The 17,403-nt window shown below is 36.3% G+C and carries 14 protein-coding genes; 6 read left to right on the forward strand and 8 right to left on the reverse strand.

Annotation, left to right across the window (positions count from 1 at the left end; translation table 11 throughout):
• Position 1 precedes the first annotated feature (1 nt).
• From AB1278_RS19465 to AB1278_RS19485, 5 genes are all read right to left on the reverse strand, one after another.
• A complete protein-coding gene (locus AB1278_RS19465; protein WP_429816455.1) occupies positions 2–1,099 on the reverse strand; it encodes a formylglycine-generating enzyme family protein in 1,098 nt (365 codons plus the stop codon).
• Between the two features lie 42 nt (positions 1,100–1,141).
• Positions 1,142–2,752 carry a sulfatase gene (locus AB1278_RS19470; protein WP_429816457.1) on the reverse strand — a complete coding sequence of 537 codons (1,611 nt, stop codon included), beginning with the start codon at positions 2,750–2,752 and terminating at the stop codon, positions 1,142–1,144.
• Positions 2,753–2,768: 16 nt separating this feature from the next.
• The gene (locus AB1278_RS19475; RefSeq protein WP_429816460.1) at positions 2,769–4,364 is read right to left on the reverse strand and encodes a sulfatase; all 1,596 of its coding nucleotides are present in this window, start codon (positions 4,362–4,364) and stop codon (positions 2,769–2,771) included.
• Positions 4,365–4,794: 430 nt separating this feature from the next.
• Entirely contained in the window at positions 4,795–4,983 is a 189-nt protein-coding gene (locus AB1278_RS19480) for a DUF6496 domain-containing protein (RefSeq protein ID WP_202843477.1), read from the reverse strand.
• A 15-nt stretch (positions 4,984–4,998) separates the two neighbouring features.
• On the reverse strand, positions 4,999–5,472 hold the full coding sequence (locus AB1278_RS19485; protein ID WP_062675487.1) for a hypothetical protein: 474 nt from the start codon (positions 5,470–5,472) through the stop codon (positions 4,999–5,001).
• A gap of 108 nt (positions 5,473–5,580) precedes the next feature.
• Here AB1278_RS19485 and AB1278_RS19490 point away from each other — a divergent pair, with 108 nt between their 5' ends.
• Entirely contained in the window at positions 5,581–7,710 is a 2,130-nt protein-coding gene (locus AB1278_RS19490; RefSeq protein WP_343643734.1) for a S9 family peptidase, read from the forward strand.
• 55 nt (positions 7,711–7,765) lie between these two features.
• Here the strand turns inward: AB1278_RS19490 and AB1278_RS19495 are convergent, their stop codons facing one another.
• From AB1278_RS19495 to AB1278_RS19505, 3 genes are all read right to left on the reverse strand, one after another.
• Positions 7,766–8,593: a GLPGLI family protein gene (locus tag AB1278_RS19495; RefSeq protein WP_120233442.1), complete on the reverse strand. Its 828-nt coding sequence runs from the start codon at positions 8,591–8,593 to the stop codon at positions 7,766–7,768.
• A 6-nt stretch (positions 8,594–8,599) separates the two neighbouring features.
• Positions 8,600–10,159, reverse strand: a complete 1,560-nt coding sequence (locus tag AB1278_RS19500) for a vitamin K epoxide reductase family protein (RefSeq protein WP_429816464.1) — start codon at positions 10,157–10,159, stop codon at positions 8,600–8,602.
• Positions 10,160–10,231: 72 nt separating this feature from the next.
• Positions 10,232–10,420 (reverse strand): hypothetical protein, encoded by a 189-nt coding sequence (locus tag AB1278_RS19505; RefSeq protein ID WP_120233440.1) that lies wholly within the window; start codon positions 10,418–10,420, stop codon positions 10,232–10,234.
• A gap of 262 nt (positions 10,421–10,682) precedes the next feature.
• Here AB1278_RS19505 and AB1278_RS19510 point away from each other — a divergent pair, with 262 nt between their 5' ends.
• The 5 genes from AB1278_RS19510 to AB1278_RS19530 all read left to right on the forward strand — a co-directional run bounded on the left by AB1278_RS19510 (position 10,683) and on the right by AB1278_RS19530 (position 17,388).
• Positions 10,683–12,338 carry a peptide MFS transporter gene (locus tag AB1278_RS19510; RefSeq protein ID WP_202843490.1) on the forward strand — a complete coding sequence of 552 codons (1,656 nt, stop codon included), beginning with the start codon at positions 10,683–10,685 and terminating at the stop codon, positions 12,336–12,338.
• 134 nt (positions 12,339–12,472) lie between these two features.
• The gene (locus AB1278_RS19515) at positions 12,473–14,227 is read left to right on the forward strand and encodes a peptide MFS transporter (protein ID WP_343641818.1); all 1,755 of its coding nucleotides are present in this window, start codon (positions 12,473–12,475) and stop codon (positions 14,225–14,227) included.
• 61 nt (positions 14,228–14,288) lie between these two features.
• Entirely contained in the window at positions 14,289–15,278 is a 990-nt protein-coding gene (locus AB1278_RS19520) for a PDDEXK nuclease domain-containing protein (RefSeq protein WP_429817405.1), read from the forward strand.
• 23 nt (positions 15,279–15,301) lie between these two features.
• Entirely contained in the window at positions 15,302–16,813 is a 1,512-nt protein-coding gene (locus AB1278_RS19525) for a peptide MFS transporter (protein ID WP_429816469.1), read from the forward strand.
• Positions 16,814–16,854: 41 nt separating this feature from the next.
• Entirely contained in the window at positions 16,855–17,388 is a 534-nt protein-coding gene (locus tag AB1278_RS19530; RefSeq protein ID WP_202843502.1) for a thioredoxin family protein, read from the forward strand.
• Positions 17,389–17,403: the final 15 nt, after the last annotated feature.

Below are 17,403 nucleotides of genomic sequence, written 5' to 3' on the forward strand. Positions count from 1 at the left end.
ATTAATGAGTAATGTCTTGAACACACCTGAATCCGGTATGTTCAAGACTTGTATCAGGGCTGCTTTTCATACGGCGGGCTACTCTGTATCCGCTACAATAGCTATCATTGCATAAAAAGCTTCCTCCACGCAGGCTGCGTTTAACACTATACGGCTCCTGAGGGTCATACGACCTGTCGGCACCCTGAGGATTCAGAACCAGTCTGCCTTCCAGTTTTTTATAGTAATCATAATTATATAAATCGCTGCACCATTCCCAAACATTTCCAGCCATATCATACAGGCCATATCCGTTGGCTTTAAATGATTGTACAGGAGCAAGGGTAATATAGCCGTCTTTCTTTTCATTAAAATAGGGAAATTCCCCTTCCCAGCTGTTTGCTTTAGGAATTCCTTCATTGATGGGTTCATTGCCCCACGGATAGATATTATTTTTTAATCCGCCCCGTGCTGCAAATTCCCATTCTGCTTCTGTGGGCAAACGTTTACCGGACCATTTACAATATGCCTGTGCATCATCCCAGCTTATATGTACTACGGGATAATTGTCTTTCCCTTCAATATTGCTTGCCGGCCCCTGGGGATGTTTCCAGCTCGCACCTTTTACCCATTTCCACCATTGGCTGAAATCATTCAGATTCACAGGCTTGGTTGTTGGTTTAAACACCAATGAAGCAGCTACCAACAAACTATCCGGAGGTTTTGGAGTACCCTTAGGCAGATTTTTTTTTAATTCGTTCCAATCTGGTTTACGTTCTGCTGTTGTGATATAGCCTGTAGCATTTACAAATTTACAGAACTGGGCATTCGTCACTTCTGTTATATCCATATAAAACGGAGAAACCTTCACTCTATGTTTAGGGTATTCGTCTGGATCAGCCTGACTATTATCACCTCCCATATCAAACTCTCCTGCGGGGATTAGCACCATTGCTTCCAGAGAAGTTTTTCCATTAAAACTGATATGAGAAGAATCTGTTGTCCCTAATCTCTTCGGAATAGTCATGCAGGTATGCCCGGGTTTATTTCCCACAGGTTCTACGGCTTTATTTTTATTACAGGAACATACCAAACTTAATACTCCTGTACAAATTATCATTTTTATGGAAAACATCATCTTTATCTGAATATTTACAGTTTTTTATGATTTCGGTTTACTGTATCTCCATCCTTTTTTCAACTGAAGTGAAAGCTGATTGACTATTTTTTTAGAAGGAACTTCTTCAGCAATATTTATATTTTCGTCAGGATCATTTTTATGATCATAAAGCTCTCGGGCCAGATAAGCTCCGGGCTTTTCAGTCTCTTTATTCCATTCGAACCATTCTACATATCGATACCTGTCGGTACGGATGGCATATCCCATTCTTTCTACATTTTGTCCCTCTTTGGCTTTTACCCCGTATCTTCCCAATAAAAACTGACTGTAGGCTGCTGTTTTCCATTTACGGTCAGAATCCGAAAGCAGAGGTTTCATACTCGTTCCCTGAAGATAATCTGGAATTTTTATTCCGCTCATATCACATAAAGTAGGATAAATATCAACAAACTCTGTAAGTGCATTGCTGGATTTTCCTTTTGCTTTCACTCCTGCCCCACTGATAATAAGCGGTACTCTGGTATCAATCTCATAGTTGCTCTGTTTGCACCAGCTGTTATGCTCTCCCAGTTTCCAGCCATGATCTCCCCACAATACAATAATGGTATTTTCACTCAAACCTAATTCATCCAGAGCTTTTAACAATCTGCCTATCTGAGCATCTGTATAAGAGACAGAGGCATAGTAGGCATGGATAATTTCCTTTTGCTTTTCCAGATCATATGGCTTTTCCGATGGTAAAGGCAGGTCTGATCTGTCCGTATACCCTCTCAGTTCAGCATCACCATGTACGGCAAATTCCGGAGCATTTTCAGGTATGAATTGATTTTTCGCAAGAGGTATGTCGTTTCTGTTATACAAGTCCCAGTATTTTTTAGGAGCGTTAAATGGTAAATGCGGACGGTAATAACCTACTGAAAAAAAGAAAGGCTTATCTTTTCCTTTTAATTCTTTCAGCTTTTGAATGGCCATGGTTGTTTGCGCTCCATCATAATAGGCATCATCATCAACGTCTGCCATTTCAACAGAATTAGCCTTTGTATAGATAAATCCATAAGCATCCGGTTTTCCTTTTCCTATTTTCTCAAGGGCAAGCTCCTTTTCTTTCTGAATCAGTTTGTTTTTCTCCAGCTGATATACTGCGTCCGGATCAAAAGGGTATCCATTTACATGAAGTTCTTCATTCCAGGACTTATCATCAGGTAAAGTATTATGAAAGGTTTTTCCGATTCCTACCGTATAATACCCGTTATTCTTGAATACCTGCGGAAGAGTGATTACATCCGGCAGGTTTTTCCTGAAATCTGTCTGAAGATCCCATACACGAACAGAATCTGGTCTCAAACCTGTAAGGAGGCTTGCCCGTGAGGGGTTGCATACAGCCTGCTGGCAATAGGCTCTATTAAAAACAACTCCTCTTGCTGCAAGTTTGTCCATATTAGGAGTTTTTATAACAGTGTTTCCATAGCAGCCTATTTCAGGTCTTAAATCATCAATAGGAATAAACAGGATATTGGGTCTTGTTTGCTTGATAGCGGATCTTACACTTTTTTTAGGTTTGGGATTATCTTTATTAAAGCTTACACCTCTCACCGCTATGCAATTACAAATCAATATAATGAATACTATTTTTAAAAAGTTGAAATTCTTCATGAGGTATAATTTTCTTTTATTGATAAGACTTATTTGTTATCAGCTTATTTCTCACTTCCTTCCATCCTTTTTTACGTTGTTCAGAAAGCTTGTCAAGGATGTCTTTATTTTCGGGATACACTGCAATATTGAAATTTTCTTTCGGATCTGAGGTAAGATTATAAAGTTCCTGTGCCACAAGTTCTCCCGGCTTTTGGGTTACTTTATCCCAGTAGTACCACTCTATCAGATGATAGCTTTTGGTCATCATTGAATATCCCATATAATTTTTTTTGTTAAGGTCTATCCCTTCTCCTGCCGGACGCAGAAACTGGCTGAATACGGCTCCTTTCCATTCCACGCTGTTTTCATTCAGAAGTTTTTTAAAGCTCGTTCCTTGCAGATAAGCAGGAGTTTCTATTCCTGCAAGATCACAAAGGGTTGGATAAAGATCTACCATCTCTACCAGTTCATTGCTCTTACTTCCCGGATTTTTCATTCCAGGTGCATATACAATAAGAGGAACACGGGTATCATTTACATAATTAGTCTGCTTTCCCCAGGCGTTATGCTCCCCCAGTTTCCAGCCATGGTCTCCCCATAAAACAATAATAGTATTATCTATTAATTTTTGTTTTTCAAGCTCATCTACGAGTCGTCCAATACAGGCATCAACATAGCTTACAGAAGCATAATACCCATGTTTCAGAATTCTGGCTTCTTTTTCCGGCATTCTGAAGTAGGCAGGATGTTTTACATATTCAAGATCATAACAAGCAGTCATCTCCCTTTGGTTATACATGGCCATGCTTGGTGCATTAAACGGAATAAAGCTGTTATCTGCCATTGGTATTTCCATAGGGTCATAAAGATCCCAGTACTTTTTGGGAGCTACAAAAGGTAAATGCGGCCTGAAATACCCCAGTGCCATGAAGAAGGGTTTCTTTTTATTTTTAATACGGTTGATGGTCTGAATAGCAAGTGATGTCTGAGCTCCGTCATACAGCGAATCATCAGGACAGTCTGCAACTTCTACAGAACGTCCGTATGCCCAGCCATTCCCATATCTTTTAGGATCTTTGGCTAATCTTTCCAATCTTTTGGCAGCAAGCTCAGCTTTAAGTTCACCACTGAAATAAAAAGATTCGGGATCTCTGTCTCTCATATTTTTAACGGCATATCCTTCAGGGCGAAGATCCGGCTCGCGGAAAGAGATAGAATCAGGCATGTGATTATGAAAAATCTTTCCGATGGATACTGTATGATAATTGAATTTTTCGAACTGCTGTGGAATCGTTACCACATCAGGATGTATTTTACGAAATTCTTCTCCCAGCACCCACACTTTGGTGGAATCCGGCCGCAAACCTGTTAAAGCACTGGCTCTGGAAGGAGCACAAACAGCTACCTGGCAATATGCGTTTGTAAAAGTTGTACCTCTTCTTGCCAGATTATCAATATTGGGTGTTTTAATGATGGAATTACCATAAATCCCCAGTTCCGGCCTCAGGTCATCAACGACAATAAAAATTACATTGGGCTTAGACTTTTTTTGTGATTGTCCTGCAATTATATTAAATGATAAAATCAATAGAAGAATATAAACTGATTTTAAAGTTGAAACTCTGAACATATCAATTAGTTTTAAAAACCAGCCTTGTAAGAATGTGAGTTGCACCGTAATAGTAAAGAAAAAATCCCCAAGGCTGTTATTGATTAAATATTGAAAAAAGAAAAACTTTAACATCCACAAAACATTAAGAATTCTTTTTCATCATTTGTGTTTTGTATTGAAATAAGATATAATGAGTTATGGATGTGATGCGAATTTGCAACAAAAAAGAATAAACTCTTGCAAAGTAAACTACATCACATATACATCAATAACACAAGATTCACATTTACAGCGTTTTATAAATCACAAAATGATCAAAACATAGAAAAAATTATAGTTTAGGAAAACAAATCAGCTGATTTTCCATGTACTCCATTTATCTCACTTCATCTCGAAATTTCGAATTAGATAAAAAAAATCCGGAAAGTTGAGCTTTCCGGATGATGAATTACATATTTTTCTTTTTTGATGGTACTTTCATACCTTTTTCCCGCGCTTCAGAAATACCGATGGCTACGGCTTGTTTTCTGCTTGTCACTTTCTTTCCGGAAGAAGACTTTAATTTTCCTTCCTTGAATTCGTGCATTACCTTTCCTACTTTGTCCTGAGCTTTTTCTGAATATTTAGTCTTGCTCATGATCAGATTTTTTTTTTAAGATTTTGGCAGGGATACCCCTAATTCATAAACACAGGCATGTTTCAAATATTTTGAACGCTCTCTCGATGTTACCGATTCAAAATGATCGTTTTTGATCACAATAATCGGGTCTTCCGCATTTTCAATCTCAAAATTGGCTAAATATCTTTCATCCGGTGGAGATTGTTGCAGTTTTGCTTTTATTTTCTGCAGCTCATCTGCATATTTTCTAAATCCCGGATCTGAGGAATGGATAAATTTATACTCATCGCCTGCATACACATAGTAATGAATTTTTTTCTCTATCAACCCCGCCTCATCAGTAATTTCGGGATTATCATTTCCGTCTCTAAAAACTACTTCCACTAATGTTCCTCCTTTTTTATGAGCACATTCTTCAGCGTCTTTAAAACTGGAAAAACCTGTATAAACAATCTGATCGTTTAATACATAACGGTTCAGTTTCTGGTTGTATGCATTCGTTTCCATAATTATTATTTGATTTGATTATAAGGTATGATATTCAATTTTTTTGCCAAAAAAGCTTTTTTATACATTTAATAAAATTATTATCTTTGAAATCCATTACTATTAGAAATGAAAAAATTACTCTTAACTCTTACTGTTGCGGCGGTATTCCAAAATGTGTCGGCACAGGAAATCACTTTAGATAAAATATACTCAGGATATTACCGTGGAAAAGGGATCGCAGGAATCACTTCAATGAAAAACGGAGAAAATTATCTGGTCATTGAACCGTCAGGAATTGCAAAATATTCTTACAAAACTTCACAAAAAGAAGGGAATCTTGTAGATGGAAAATTTGAAAGCTATATTTTTTCTGATGATGAATCTAAAATTCTTTTACAGGTTGAAAGCCAGCCTATTTACAGACATTCTTTTCTGGGGAAATTTGATGTAAAAGATTTAAAATCCGGGAAAGTAATCAGCCTGAATGAAGGGAAACCTGTTCAGGAGCCTGCGTTTTCACCGGATGCTACGAAAGTGGCCTTTATTTCTGACAATAATCTTTTTTATCAGGACCTTAATTCAGGAAAAATCACACAGATTACAACGGATGGTAAAAAGAATTCAATCCTGAATGGTTTGGCAGACTGGGTATATGAGGAAGAATTCGGGCATGCAAAACAATATGAATGGACAAAAAATTCTGATGCCATCGTATTTGTGAAGTCTGATGAAAGCCAGGTTCCGGAAATCTATATTCCTATCTATGGGAAAACGCTTTATCCTACAGAAATGCGTTATAAATATCCAAAAGCAGGTGAGAAAAACTCCGTAGTTTCAGCACAGCTATACCGTCTTGATAACGGGAAAACAATGCAGCTGAACCTGGGTTCTTTCAAAAATTATTACATCCCGAATGTATTTCAGACTGCAAAGCCGGATGAAATGGTTCTGATCACTTCTGAAAGGATACAAAATGCTTCTGATATTTTAAAAGTGAACACAAAAACCGGAGCAGTTCAGAAGTTATTTACAGAAACAGATGAAAAATGGGTAGATACAGACAGCCCTACTCTTGAATTCCTTGAAGATGATTCCTTCCTTTGGGCTTCTGAGAGAGACGGGAACCGTCACCTGTACTGGTATGACAAAGATGGTAAGTTGAAAAAACAGATCACAAAAGGAAACTGGGAGGTAACCGATTATTATGGGTTTAATCCAAAGTCCAAAGAAATTTATGTTCAGACTACTGAAAAAGGAAGTATCAATAAAGTCATTTCCAAAGTCAATATTGAAAACGGAAAGACCCAGCTGATCTCTAATGCAGAAGGAAACAACTCCGCAAACTTCAGTAAAAACTATAATTATTTCATTGAAACATCTTCTACAGCAGCTAAACCTTATACCTATGTTTTAAAAGACGGTAATGGAAAAGCAGTAAAAGAGCTTCAGAACAACAATGACCAGTTACAGAAACTAAAAGCTGATAATTTTGTTGAAAAAGAATTCATTACGATTCCAAACGCTGTAGGTGATCAGATGAATGCCTGGATTATGAAGCCTAAAAATTTCGATCCTAATAAAAAATATCCGCTGTTTATGTTCCAGTATTCAGGCCCGGGATCTCAGCAGGTAGCCAACTCATGGGATAACGGAAATGCTATTTGGTTCAATCATCTTGTACAAAAAGGATATATTGTTGCTTGTGTAGACGGCCGTGGAACAGGCTATAAAGGAGCAAAATATAAGAAAGTAACTTATATGAATTTAGGAAAATATGAGATTGAAGATCAGATCACAGCAGCCAAGTGGTTCGGAAGCCAATCTTATATTGATAAAAGCAGAATCGGAATGTTCGGATGGAGCTTCGGTGGTTATATGACCAGTTTAGCCATGACGAAAGGAGCTGATGTCTTCAAAGTAGGAATTGCTGTAGCACCGGTAACCAACTGGAGATATTACGACTCTGTATACACAGAAAGATTTATGAGAACACCTCAGGAAAACCCGGATGGATATGATAAAAATTCTCCTACGGAATATGCTAATCTGTTGAAGGGAAAATTCCTTCTGATTCACGGAACGGCTGATGATAACGTTCACTTCCAGAATTCTATGGAGTTCTCTGAAGCTTTGATTCAAAACAAAAAACAGTTTGATTTCATGGCTTATCCGGACAAAAACCACGGAATTTACGGTGGACAAACAAGACCTCAGTTATACCAGAAAATGACGGATTTCATCCTGAATAATCTATAATATTCAATTATAACTCATAAAAAATCCCTTTCAGAAATTCTGAAAGGGATTTTTATTATTTAGGGTATTTCACCGCTTTATCCAGTTCTATAGGATTATTAAAGGCTTTTAACTTTTTTCTTTCGTTGGCTTCTGCGGGTTTCAGCTGTTCTTTGGAGAGAATTGTACCATCATCAAGCTGCAATTTTTGTCCTTCGCGCATGGTCAGATTTCCATTCAAGACATATTTAAAGGGATTGGAATAGAGGTCCAGCCTTAGTTTATTTAAATCTTTCTGAGTAACGGGAATTGCTCTGGATATAGAGGCATTTAATGAATTACGTTGATATTCATCCGGAATCTTTTCACTCTTAATTACATTAAAATAATAATTCTTTTTTGTATCATACAATTCCATAATCAATCCCGGTAATCCGTTAAACTTATAAGGTCCGTAGGGCATTGGGATATCTTTAGTAAACCATGCGATCCAGTTTCTTCCTCCGAACTGTGTAGTAGCTTTTTGAAGTTGGAAATTACTGGAAATCTTTATACTGTCTGTAATATTCCAATGTTGCTTCGTTTCTTCAGACAGTCTATAAAAATTCACATCTCCAATATATTCATAGTTTTGGTATATATTATCATCCTTCTTTTTTATTAAAAAAGAAGTCAATCTATTACCTTTAAATCCATAGTGCCCGGTAGCAGTAAATACTGAATCATTAATATAATTCAGTCTGTTGTAATACGCTATATCCTCTTTTGTGATATCCAGATAATAATTTTCCCTGGTAATATCTTTTGAGGTTGAATCTTTCTTGTATTTCACCTCATAGATGAACCTGTTGTTCTGGGAAAAAAACATTACAGTTCCAAGCAATATAAATAATAAGCTTTTCATAACAATTTAATTTTCGGATAATAATTCCGGGATAAAGAATTCCAGATCTGCTCTTTCATACTGAACCGGGTATTCCGTGTCATTGATAAAGATATTGGGTGTAAAATACACCCCATTGCTGCTTACCCATTCTTCATGTCCTTTTAATAATGCAAGTGCATTCTCTGAACTTCCAAAATATTTAGAATACTTATGATACCAGCCACTTTTGTCTTCATTATAGCCCTGAACATCATACCAGCTGCTCAACGCTTCCAGAAATTCTATTTTATTTTCACTATTGATATAAATATTGGTAAGGTTGACATGAACCGTTCTATTATCAAGATCATCCCTGCTAAGATCTATATCAAAGAAAATATTGATTCTCAAATCATTAGAATACTTTTTTACCAGCTTTAGAAAAACAGGATAAAATTCTTTGCAATGTTTACAAAAAGGATTGGTAATAAAGGTTAAAGTTTGATCTGCTTTTTCATTTCCAAACACAAAAGCGTTCGAAAAATCTTTATTCTCAACTTTTTTCTGTAAAGACAAATTATTTTTGAAAAACTGATAGTTTCTCCTGAATTTCAGATTTCTTTTTAGGGTATTTTCATCTTTCTGTCCCTTCTTATTTTTTATCCTAAAATTCATCAAAACAATGAGCGAACCTAAACTTCCTATTAGAAACAGAACAACAGTTATGTCCGGTTTTTTACTGGTAAATGAGATAAGATTGGCAGCCACCAGCTGAATACATACTGAGGTTATGATTACCATGCAGACAGGACAATACTTTTTAACAACAAATACCTGATAGAATAAGGATAAGAAAGCAACGGGTATGAATGCAAATAATCCATATTGATAGATCTCAAAAAAGAATTCAATATTTTTTATCAGACTCAATAAAATAAAACACACGATCTGACTGGTAAAAAACAGCAGTGAAATCTCAGATAAATCTATTTTATTAAAAATCTTCCATTTTTTCGAATTAAAAACCAGGTCACAATCCGTATTCAGATAATTGCTTTTACATACTCCAACCGGTATGAATGTTCCTTTCCCATGCGTTTTTTTGTAGGCTTCACGGGCAAATATGAATCCGATAAGTCCTGTAGCCGCAAAGATCAGTTTCAAAACCAGATTGGAATCATCATAAACGAAAAGGAACAGAAACAGCAGCGTTACAATTCCCCAGTTAATGTATGTATAATCTAGTTTTGATTTTGTATTGAACTGCTCCTCAGGCTTTTCTATAATAAGTATTATATTTTCCCATTCTGAAAAAAAATCTTCCGTTTGAGAACCATTGACTGTTATTTTATCACCTATATTATTCACCACTGCCAATTCTCCTTTTACTAAAGCCAGAAAATCCTCAGGTAAAATATCTTTTTCATCATTATCAATTCTGTAACTGTAATTTTCAATATTGAAAAAATGTAAAGCATCAGAAAATGCCAGAAGGCTTGGAAAATTGGGATGCCCTTCCAATTGAAGTTCAAACTCATCCTTATCAATATGTATTTTATTATCATCCAGGTAATTGATAACAGCAGTATAGCTTTTGCGTGTCATTTTACTATAACTTTTTGTATTTAAAAAAAATAGCAACAGTTTCCTGTTGCCATTTTAAAAGATTTACTTTAATTACCCACAACAAAAAGTACCGTTGCAATACGAATCACCATTCCCATTATGAGTATTTGCACATGCTGCATTGGTACATGCACATCCTGCATCCGAAATAGGATCTTCCTCTCTTAATCCCCCTTTAATGGTTTTCAACTCATTTCGGGATAAACTTCCTTTCATCTTTTTTAAATTGATCTTTTTCATAATAAATGTTTTTTTAATTACGTGTCACTATTGACATAGGCGAAAATAGAAAACAAATATCACTCACAAAGGAAATACATATGCATATTTTATGTTTATTCATTGTATTTTAATTTGTGAAATATGTACAAGTTTTTAAATAAAGAAAACCTGTCTGCACATTCATTTTTCTTATTTATTTCATTAATCATTTACGCAGCTATTATTTATTTTATCAATTAAAATTAAAAAGCTATTTTTGGGAAATTTGAAAATTGATTATATGAAGACTAAACATCCTAAAGGGCTGCCCTATCTATTCTTTACAGAAATGTGGGAGCGTTTCGGGTATTACCTGATTCTTGGAATCTTTGTTCTATATGTTATTGAGCCTACGGGCATGAAAGGCGGACTTGGACTTCCGGATAAAACTGCTGATGACATTTTCGGAACTTATATTGCTTTAACTTATCTGACTCCCTTTATTGGAGGATTCCTGGCAGACAGAGTGTTAGGATATATCAAATCTATTTATCTTGGAGGTTTTTTAATGGCTGCAGGATATATAGGTATGGGAGTTTTTAAAGATTTACCCCTGTTTTATACCTCTCTGGCATTAATTATTATTGGAAACGGTTTCTTTAAGCCTACTATTTCCACATTATTAGGAAACCTTTATTCAGAAGAACCTTATAAAGCTAATAAAGACTCTGGGTATAATATTTTCTATATGGGAATCAATATCGGGGCATTTATCTGTAATATTATTGCCGCTTTCATGCGTAATAAATTCGGTTGGGGTGAAGCTTTTATCACTGCGGGTGTAGGAATGCTTATCGGAATGGTTATTTTTACCATCGGAAGAAAGCATTACATTCATGCTGCACAGATGAAACCTGTACAGGAAGGTGATACAAAACTTTCAGAGATTCTGATCAAAGTATTTGTTCCTGCTATCGTTGCCGGAGCAATAGGTTGGTTTATCCCTGATAATATTTTTGGAAGTGACAGTACGGATGCCTTTATTTTTGCGTGTGTACCTGTTATTTATTTCTATGCATCCCTCTACTTTAAGGCTAAACCTGATGAAAAAGCCTCTATCGGAGCATTACTTTCTGTATTCCTGATCAGTATGTTCTTCTGGGCGGTTTTCAAACAAAACGGTACAGCATTGACAAGATGGGCTAATTATTACACGGACAGAAGTGTTCCTGCTTCTCTTGAAAAGCCATTGGAAGGTATCTATATGGTAGATGGGAAGAGCTATGAAGACAAAGAAACTCCTGTCTATGATAATCAGTTCCGTTCTCAGAAAGATGATAATGGGGAGACTAAAAAAGAAATGGGAAAAGATGTATACTTTAAAAACATATCCCCAGAGCAGCGTGCGACTCTTGAGAAAAACCCTGAAAACAAAGTTTATCTGTACAATACAGAACTGTTTCAGTCTATCAATCCGTTCTGGGTTATTGCGCTAACTCCGGTTATTGTAGGATTCTGGGCATTGTTGAGAAGAAAAGGAAAAGAACCATTAACGCCTACCAAGATCGTTTTAGGTTTATTTATTTCAGGACTTTCCTGCCTTGTCATGGTGTTAGCCGTAATGGCCGGAGACAATGGCGCTGTAAAAGTATCTCCTCTATGGCTGGTTGCCAGCTACGGAGTCATTACTATCGGTGAGCTGTGCCTGTCTCCAATGGGGCTTTCTTTTGTTTCCAAACTTTCTCCTGCAAGGATTACAGCATTGATGATGGGAGGATTTTTCCTGGCCAACTCTGTGGGAAATAAGCTTTCAGGAATCCTGGCAAGTACATGGTACAATTATGAAAACAAAACGAATTATTTCCTTGTTAATTTCGCTTTGTTAATATTTGCTACACTTTTAGGTCTTTCTATGTTAAAAAGGCTGAATAAGATTATGACAGAAAAAGGGCATTAAAATGCTCAATATGATAAAGATAACTAAGCTGCGGAATAGTCCCGCAGCTTTTTTATTTAAAAATAAAATTAAAACCTTGCCAAAAACCCAAAATAAACTATATTTGTCAGTCTTAACAAAAATTAACAATAGAAATGGATAATATTGAAGCATTGAGTCCGAAACCGGATGAATTTGTAGAGAATAAGAATTCCAGGCATCCTAAAGGATTATGGGTTCTTTTCGGAACAGAAATGTGGGAGCGTTTCAACTTTTATGGAATGAGAGCTCTTTTGACGCTCTTCATGGTAAATTCCTTATTGATAAAAGAAGCTGATGCAGCGATCATCTATGGTGGATTTCTAGCTTTATGTTATTTAACACCTCTTTTGGGAGGATTTATTGCTGATAAATATATCGGAAACAGATATGCGATCATCATTGGTGGATCGTTAATGGCTATTGGCCAGTTCTTATTATTCATCAGTGCCTCAACTTTTTCAGCGGATATTGGTAGTGCCAAACTTATCATGTGGCTGGCATTATTCGTGATCATTTTTGGTAACGGATTCTTCAAACCGAATATTTCTTCAATGGTGGGAAGCCTTTATCCAAAACAGGAAAAGTCTAAACTGGATTCTGCCTTCACTATTTTCTACATGGGGATCAACATCGGGGCTTTCCTTGGTCAGTTCATCTGTCCATACGTAGGAGACGTAAAAGATGCAGCAACAGGAGTAAGAGATATCTTCGCTTTCAAATGGGGATTCCTGGCAGCTTCTATTGCCATGGTAATCGGAACGGTAACATTCTTTATCCTTAAAAACAAATATGTAGTAACTCCGGAAGGAAGACCTATCGGAGGATTACCGAAAAACAATACAAGTGCTGACTTTGAAGAAGGAGAAACGCAGACTGCTAAATTCTCTGGCCAGGCTTTAGGAATCACTGGTGGAATATTTGTAGTTTTATTCTTCCTTTTCAGATATCTTCTTGTAGGTGAGTTTGGATTCAATTCTGTAGAAATGGGGCAATTGATTAAAGGAATCATTTATCCATTCATCTATTCAGCTGGTATTTCTCTTGCCTTCTTAATTATGTCTTCTGCTGAAAATAAAGTTGAAAGACAGAGAATCTGGGTAATTTATATCGTATCATTCTTTATTATTTTCTTCTGGGCTGCGTTCGAACAGGCAGGATCTTCATTAACATTTATTGCAGATAACCAAACAGACAGAAACATTTTAGGATGGAATATGCCGCCTTCAATGGTTCAGATCTTCAACGGAATCTTCGTTGTTATTCTGGCAGTTCCTTTCAGTTTAATCTGGGATAAATTAAGAGCTAAAGGAAAAGAACCGGTATCTCCGTTCAAACAGGCAATGGGATTAGCTTTGATCGCTCTTTCTTATTTCATCATTGCACACAATGTAAAAGATCTTGGAAACTCAGGTTTATTAGCCATCAAATGGTTAATGCTACTATACTTCATCCAGACATGTGGTGAGCTTTGTCTTTCTCCAATTGGTTTATCATTGGTTGGTAAGCTGGCTCCGAAAAGATTTGCTTCATTACTATATGGTGTTTTCTTTATTTCTAACGCTGCCGGTTATGCATTAGCCGGTTCATTGGGAGCACTTATCCCTGCAACAGGTGATAAATTCAAGAAAGCTGAAGAAATGGGTGTTAATCTACAGGATGTTTTGGATAAAAAAGTAACCCTGACAGCGGATCAGGTAGCTGCTTTTGATAAAGCTCAGTTACCATTACACAACCCTACTTTTGTAGGATTCGAAATCCATAACTTATTTGAATTCTTCATGGTATTCGTAGTACTTTGTGGGATTGCTGCTGTAATTTTAGGATTAATTTCACCTATCTTAAAGAAAATGATGCATGGTGTAAACTAATTGTATCAACAAAATATCATAAAACCTCTGCCAAGTCAGAGGTTTTTTTTATTTTCGTATGATGGAAATTTCCGAAGATTCTTTATTCCAATCCGTAAAGGAAATCATTAGGCAGTCGCGCGAAAAAGTGTTTCGTATAGCGAATTCTACTCTACTGCTCACTTACTGGCAGATTGGAAAATTGATTGTTGAAGATGAACAACAAGGAAAAGAACGCGCAGAATACGGAAAATATACGCTGAAAAAACTTTCTCAGAAACTTACCTTAGAATTTGGAAAAGGATTTGATGAAAGTAACTTAAGAAACATGCGCTCTTTTTATCATGCATTTCCAATATGTGACGCATTGCGTCACGAATTGAGCTGGACCCATTACAGATTACTGATAAGGCTTGACAATGCTGATAAAATGAATTACTATATCAATGAATCCGTTCAAAATAACTGGAATTACAGAGATCTTAAAAGACAAATCAATTCCCTTGCTTATGAACGCGTTTTAGAACATAAAAAATCTTCTCCGGAAACTATTCACAGTGTTTTAAAAGATCCTTATATTTTTGAGTTTCTCGGTCTAAAAGCTGATGAACAATTTTCTGAAAAAGAAATTGAAACAGCCATTATTGACCATATTCAAAAGTTTTTGCTTGAATTTGGGAAAGGATTCGCTTTTGTAGCCAGACAACAACATATTTCAACAGATACATCGGATTTTTATATCGACCTTGTCTTCTATAATTACATTTTAAAATGCTTTGTCATCATTGACTTGAAAACCGGCGAACTCTCTCATCAGGATATCGGACAGATTGATATGTATGTAAGAATGTATGATGATCTGAAACGCGGTGAAGGTGATAATCCGACCATCGGAATTTTATTATGTTCAGAAAAAGATGAGACCATTGTAAAATACTCCGTTTTGAATGATAAAAACAATTTATTTGCCAGCAAATACCTGCTGTACCTCCCAAAAGAAGAAGAATTAAAACAAATTATTGACCAGGACAGAATCCGTTTTGAACTGGATCAGGAAAATAAAAACCCTTAATTAGAACTTAATCATATATCATTATGAGCTTAACTTTAGATGAAATACAAAATTTCAAAGGAAAATATCCCAGACAAATCTGGAGCCTGTTTTTCTCTGAAATGTGGGAACGTTTCTGTTTCTACGGAATGCGTGGAATGCTGGTCTTCTTCATGATCTCACAGCTTAATTTCCATGAAAAAGAAGCCAACCTTCAATACGGTGCCACTCAGGCCTTTGTATATGCCTTTACCTTTGTGGGAGGTCTTTTTGCTGATAAAATTTTAGGATTCCGAAAATCCCTGTTCTGGGGCGGGCTGCTAATGATCGTAGGAAGTTTAATCCTGGCTACCGATCCCCATAAATTCTTTTTCTTAGGAATAGCTTTCACTGTCGTAGGAACAGGTTTCTTCAAACCTAATATTTCATCTATGGTAGGACAGCTTTACAAACCTAATGATTCAAGAGCAGATGCCGGATTCTCACTTTTTTATGCAGGAATTAATCTCGGAGCATTGCTAGGCGGTTATTTATGTATTGCCATTGGTAAAGGAGAATTCTTAAGCAACATTATTGCAGAAGAAATGAGGTGGCATATTGCTTTTGGTCTTGCTGCAATAGTAATGGTTGTAAGCTTAATTAATTTTGTATTTACACAGAGAACACTAGGAACTATCGGTTTACAGCCGGGACACCCTTTAGCAGAGGTAAAAGCAGCTCCAATTCCAAAATGGAAAGAATACGGAGTATATGTTTTGTCATTGGTTTTTGTACCCATCATCATGACCATGGTAGCCAAGACTGAGTATACAGATTATTTTATGTGGACCATCGGACCTTTAACTTTAATCTATCTGTTCTATGAAATGTCTAAAGTAACGGCATCTGAACGTAAAAAACTTTGGGCAGCTTTGGTTTTCATTATATTTTCAATCATATTCTGGGGAATCTATGAGCAAAGCGGAGGTTCTTTGAGCATTTTCGCAGCTAAAAACCTGAATAAAGATCTTTTTGGATTAGACCCAAATGGAGTGAATAACTCAGGAGGAGCTTTCTTCATTATTTTTCTTGCCCCATTGATCGGACTTCTATGGATCTGGCTGAACAAAAGAAAAATTGAACCCAACACGATTATCAAATTCGGATTAGGATTTATTTTCTTAGGATTAGGATATTATGTTTTATTTGCAACGCGCCTCTTCGCAGACCTTCAGGGAATCACTTCACTGAACTTCTTCACACTGGCATTGCTTATCATTACCCTTGGGGAATTATGCCTTTCTCCTATCGGTTTATCCATCATGACCAAGCTTTCTACCAAGAATCTTCAGGGAATGATGATGGGAATGTGGTTTCTTGCATCAGCGTATGGGCAGTATGTTGCAGGAATTATTGGGGCCAGTCTTGCCACAGCCAAAGAAGGTTCTACCAACTATGATACATTGATCACTTATACCGATGGATATAAACAATTAGGATTATATGCGGTAATTGCCGGAGTGGTATTAATTTTGATATCTCCGTACGTGAAAAAATTAATGCAAGATGTAAAATAAAAAATAAGTAATCATGCTTATTTTTATCCAAATATCACAATATGAAGAAAATTTTAAGCATAACACTCTTATTTTTATTAAATTTTAGTTTTGCACAAGTAAAGTGGATGACCATTGAAGAAGCTTTAAAAGCCCAAAAGGAAAGTCCCAAAAAAATATTAATTGATTTCTACGCAGACTGGTGTGGTCCATGCAAAATCATGGATAAAAAAACGTACGGCCACCCTGTACTGGCTCAGATATTAAATGAGAATTATTATCCTGTAAAGTTTAATGCAGAAGAAAAAAAGAGCATTGAAATTTTCGGAAGAACATTTTCCAATCCAAATACTGAACATAGAAAGGGAAAAAATTCTCTGCATGAGTTTACCCAGTATATGAATGTAGGAGCCGTTCCAAGTACAGTATTTCTGGATGAGCATGGCGATCCCATCACCATTCTTCAGGGAGAATTGTCTGCCAAAGAACTGGAACCTTATCTGGAACTGATTTCCAAAGATCTGTTTAAAAAGATTAAGACCAGAGAACAATGGGAGGATTACCAGAAAAAATTCAAATCTAAAATCAAAAATTAATTCAGAACTTTGAAA

Source organism: Chryseobacterium sp. NRRL B-14798 (assembly GCF_050470705.1).
Classification (GTDB): Bacteria; Bacteroidota; Bacteroidia; order Flavobacteriales; family Weeksellaceae; genus Chryseobacterium; species Chryseobacterium cupriresistens.

Excerpts from the sequence above, each read along its gene's own strand:
- AB1278_RS19505 (WP_120233440.1), bottom strand. The coding sequence starts at position 10,420 with ATGAAAAAGATCAATTTAAAAAAGATGAAAGGAAGTTTATCCCGAAAT.
- AB1278_RS19510 (WP_202843490.1), top strand. The coding sequence starts at position 10,683 with ATGAAGACTAAACATCCTAAAGGGCTGCCCTATCTATTCTTTACAGAA.
- AB1278_RS19490 (WP_343643734.1), top strand. The coding sequence starts at position 5,581 with ATGAAAAAATTACTCTTAACTCTTACTGTTGCGGCGGTATTCCAAAAT.
- AB1278_RS19520 (WP_429817405.1), top strand. The coding sequence starts at position 14,289 with ATGGAAATTTCCGAAGATTCTTTATTCCAATCCGTAAAGGAAATCATT.
- AB1278_RS19515 (WP_343641818.1), top strand. The coding sequence starts at position 12,473 with ATGGATAATATTGAAGCATTGAGTCCGAAACCGGATGAATTTGTAGAG.
- AB1278_RS19485 (WP_062675487.1), bottom strand. The coding sequence starts at position 5,472 with ATGGAAACGAATGCATACAACCAGAAACTGAACCGTTATGTATTAAAC.
- AB1278_RS19480 (WP_202843477.1), bottom strand. The coding sequence starts at position 4,983 with ATGAGCAAGACTAAATATTCAGAAAAAGCTCAGGACAAAGTAGGAAAG.
- AB1278_RS19470 (WP_429816457.1), bottom strand. The coding sequence starts at position 2,752 with ATGAAGAATTTCAACTTTTTAAAAATAGTATTCATTATATTGATTTGT.
- AB1278_RS19530 (WP_202843502.1), top strand. The coding sequence starts at position 16,855 with ATGAAGAAAATTTTAAGCATAACACTCTTATTTTTATTAAATTTTAGT.
- AB1278_RS19465 (WP_429816455.1), bottom strand. The coding sequence starts at position 1,099 with ATGATAATTTGTACAGGAGTATTAAGTTTGGTATGTTCCTGTAATAAA.
- AB1278_RS19495 (WP_120233442.1), bottom strand. The coding sequence starts at position 8,593 with ATGAAAAGCTTATTATTTATATTGCTTGGAACTGTAATGTTTTTTTCC.
- AB1278_RS19475 (WP_429816460.1), bottom strand. The coding sequence starts at position 4,364 with ATGTTCAGAGTTTCAACTTTAAAATCAGTTTATATTCTTCTATTGATT.
- AB1278_RS19500 (WP_429816464.1), bottom strand. The coding sequence starts at position 10,159 with ATGACACGCAAAAGCTATACTGCTGTTATCAATTACCTGGATGATAAT.
- AB1278_RS19525 (WP_429816469.1), top strand. The coding sequence starts at position 15,302 with ATGAGCTTAACTTTAGATGAAATACAAAATTTCAAAGGAAAATATCCC.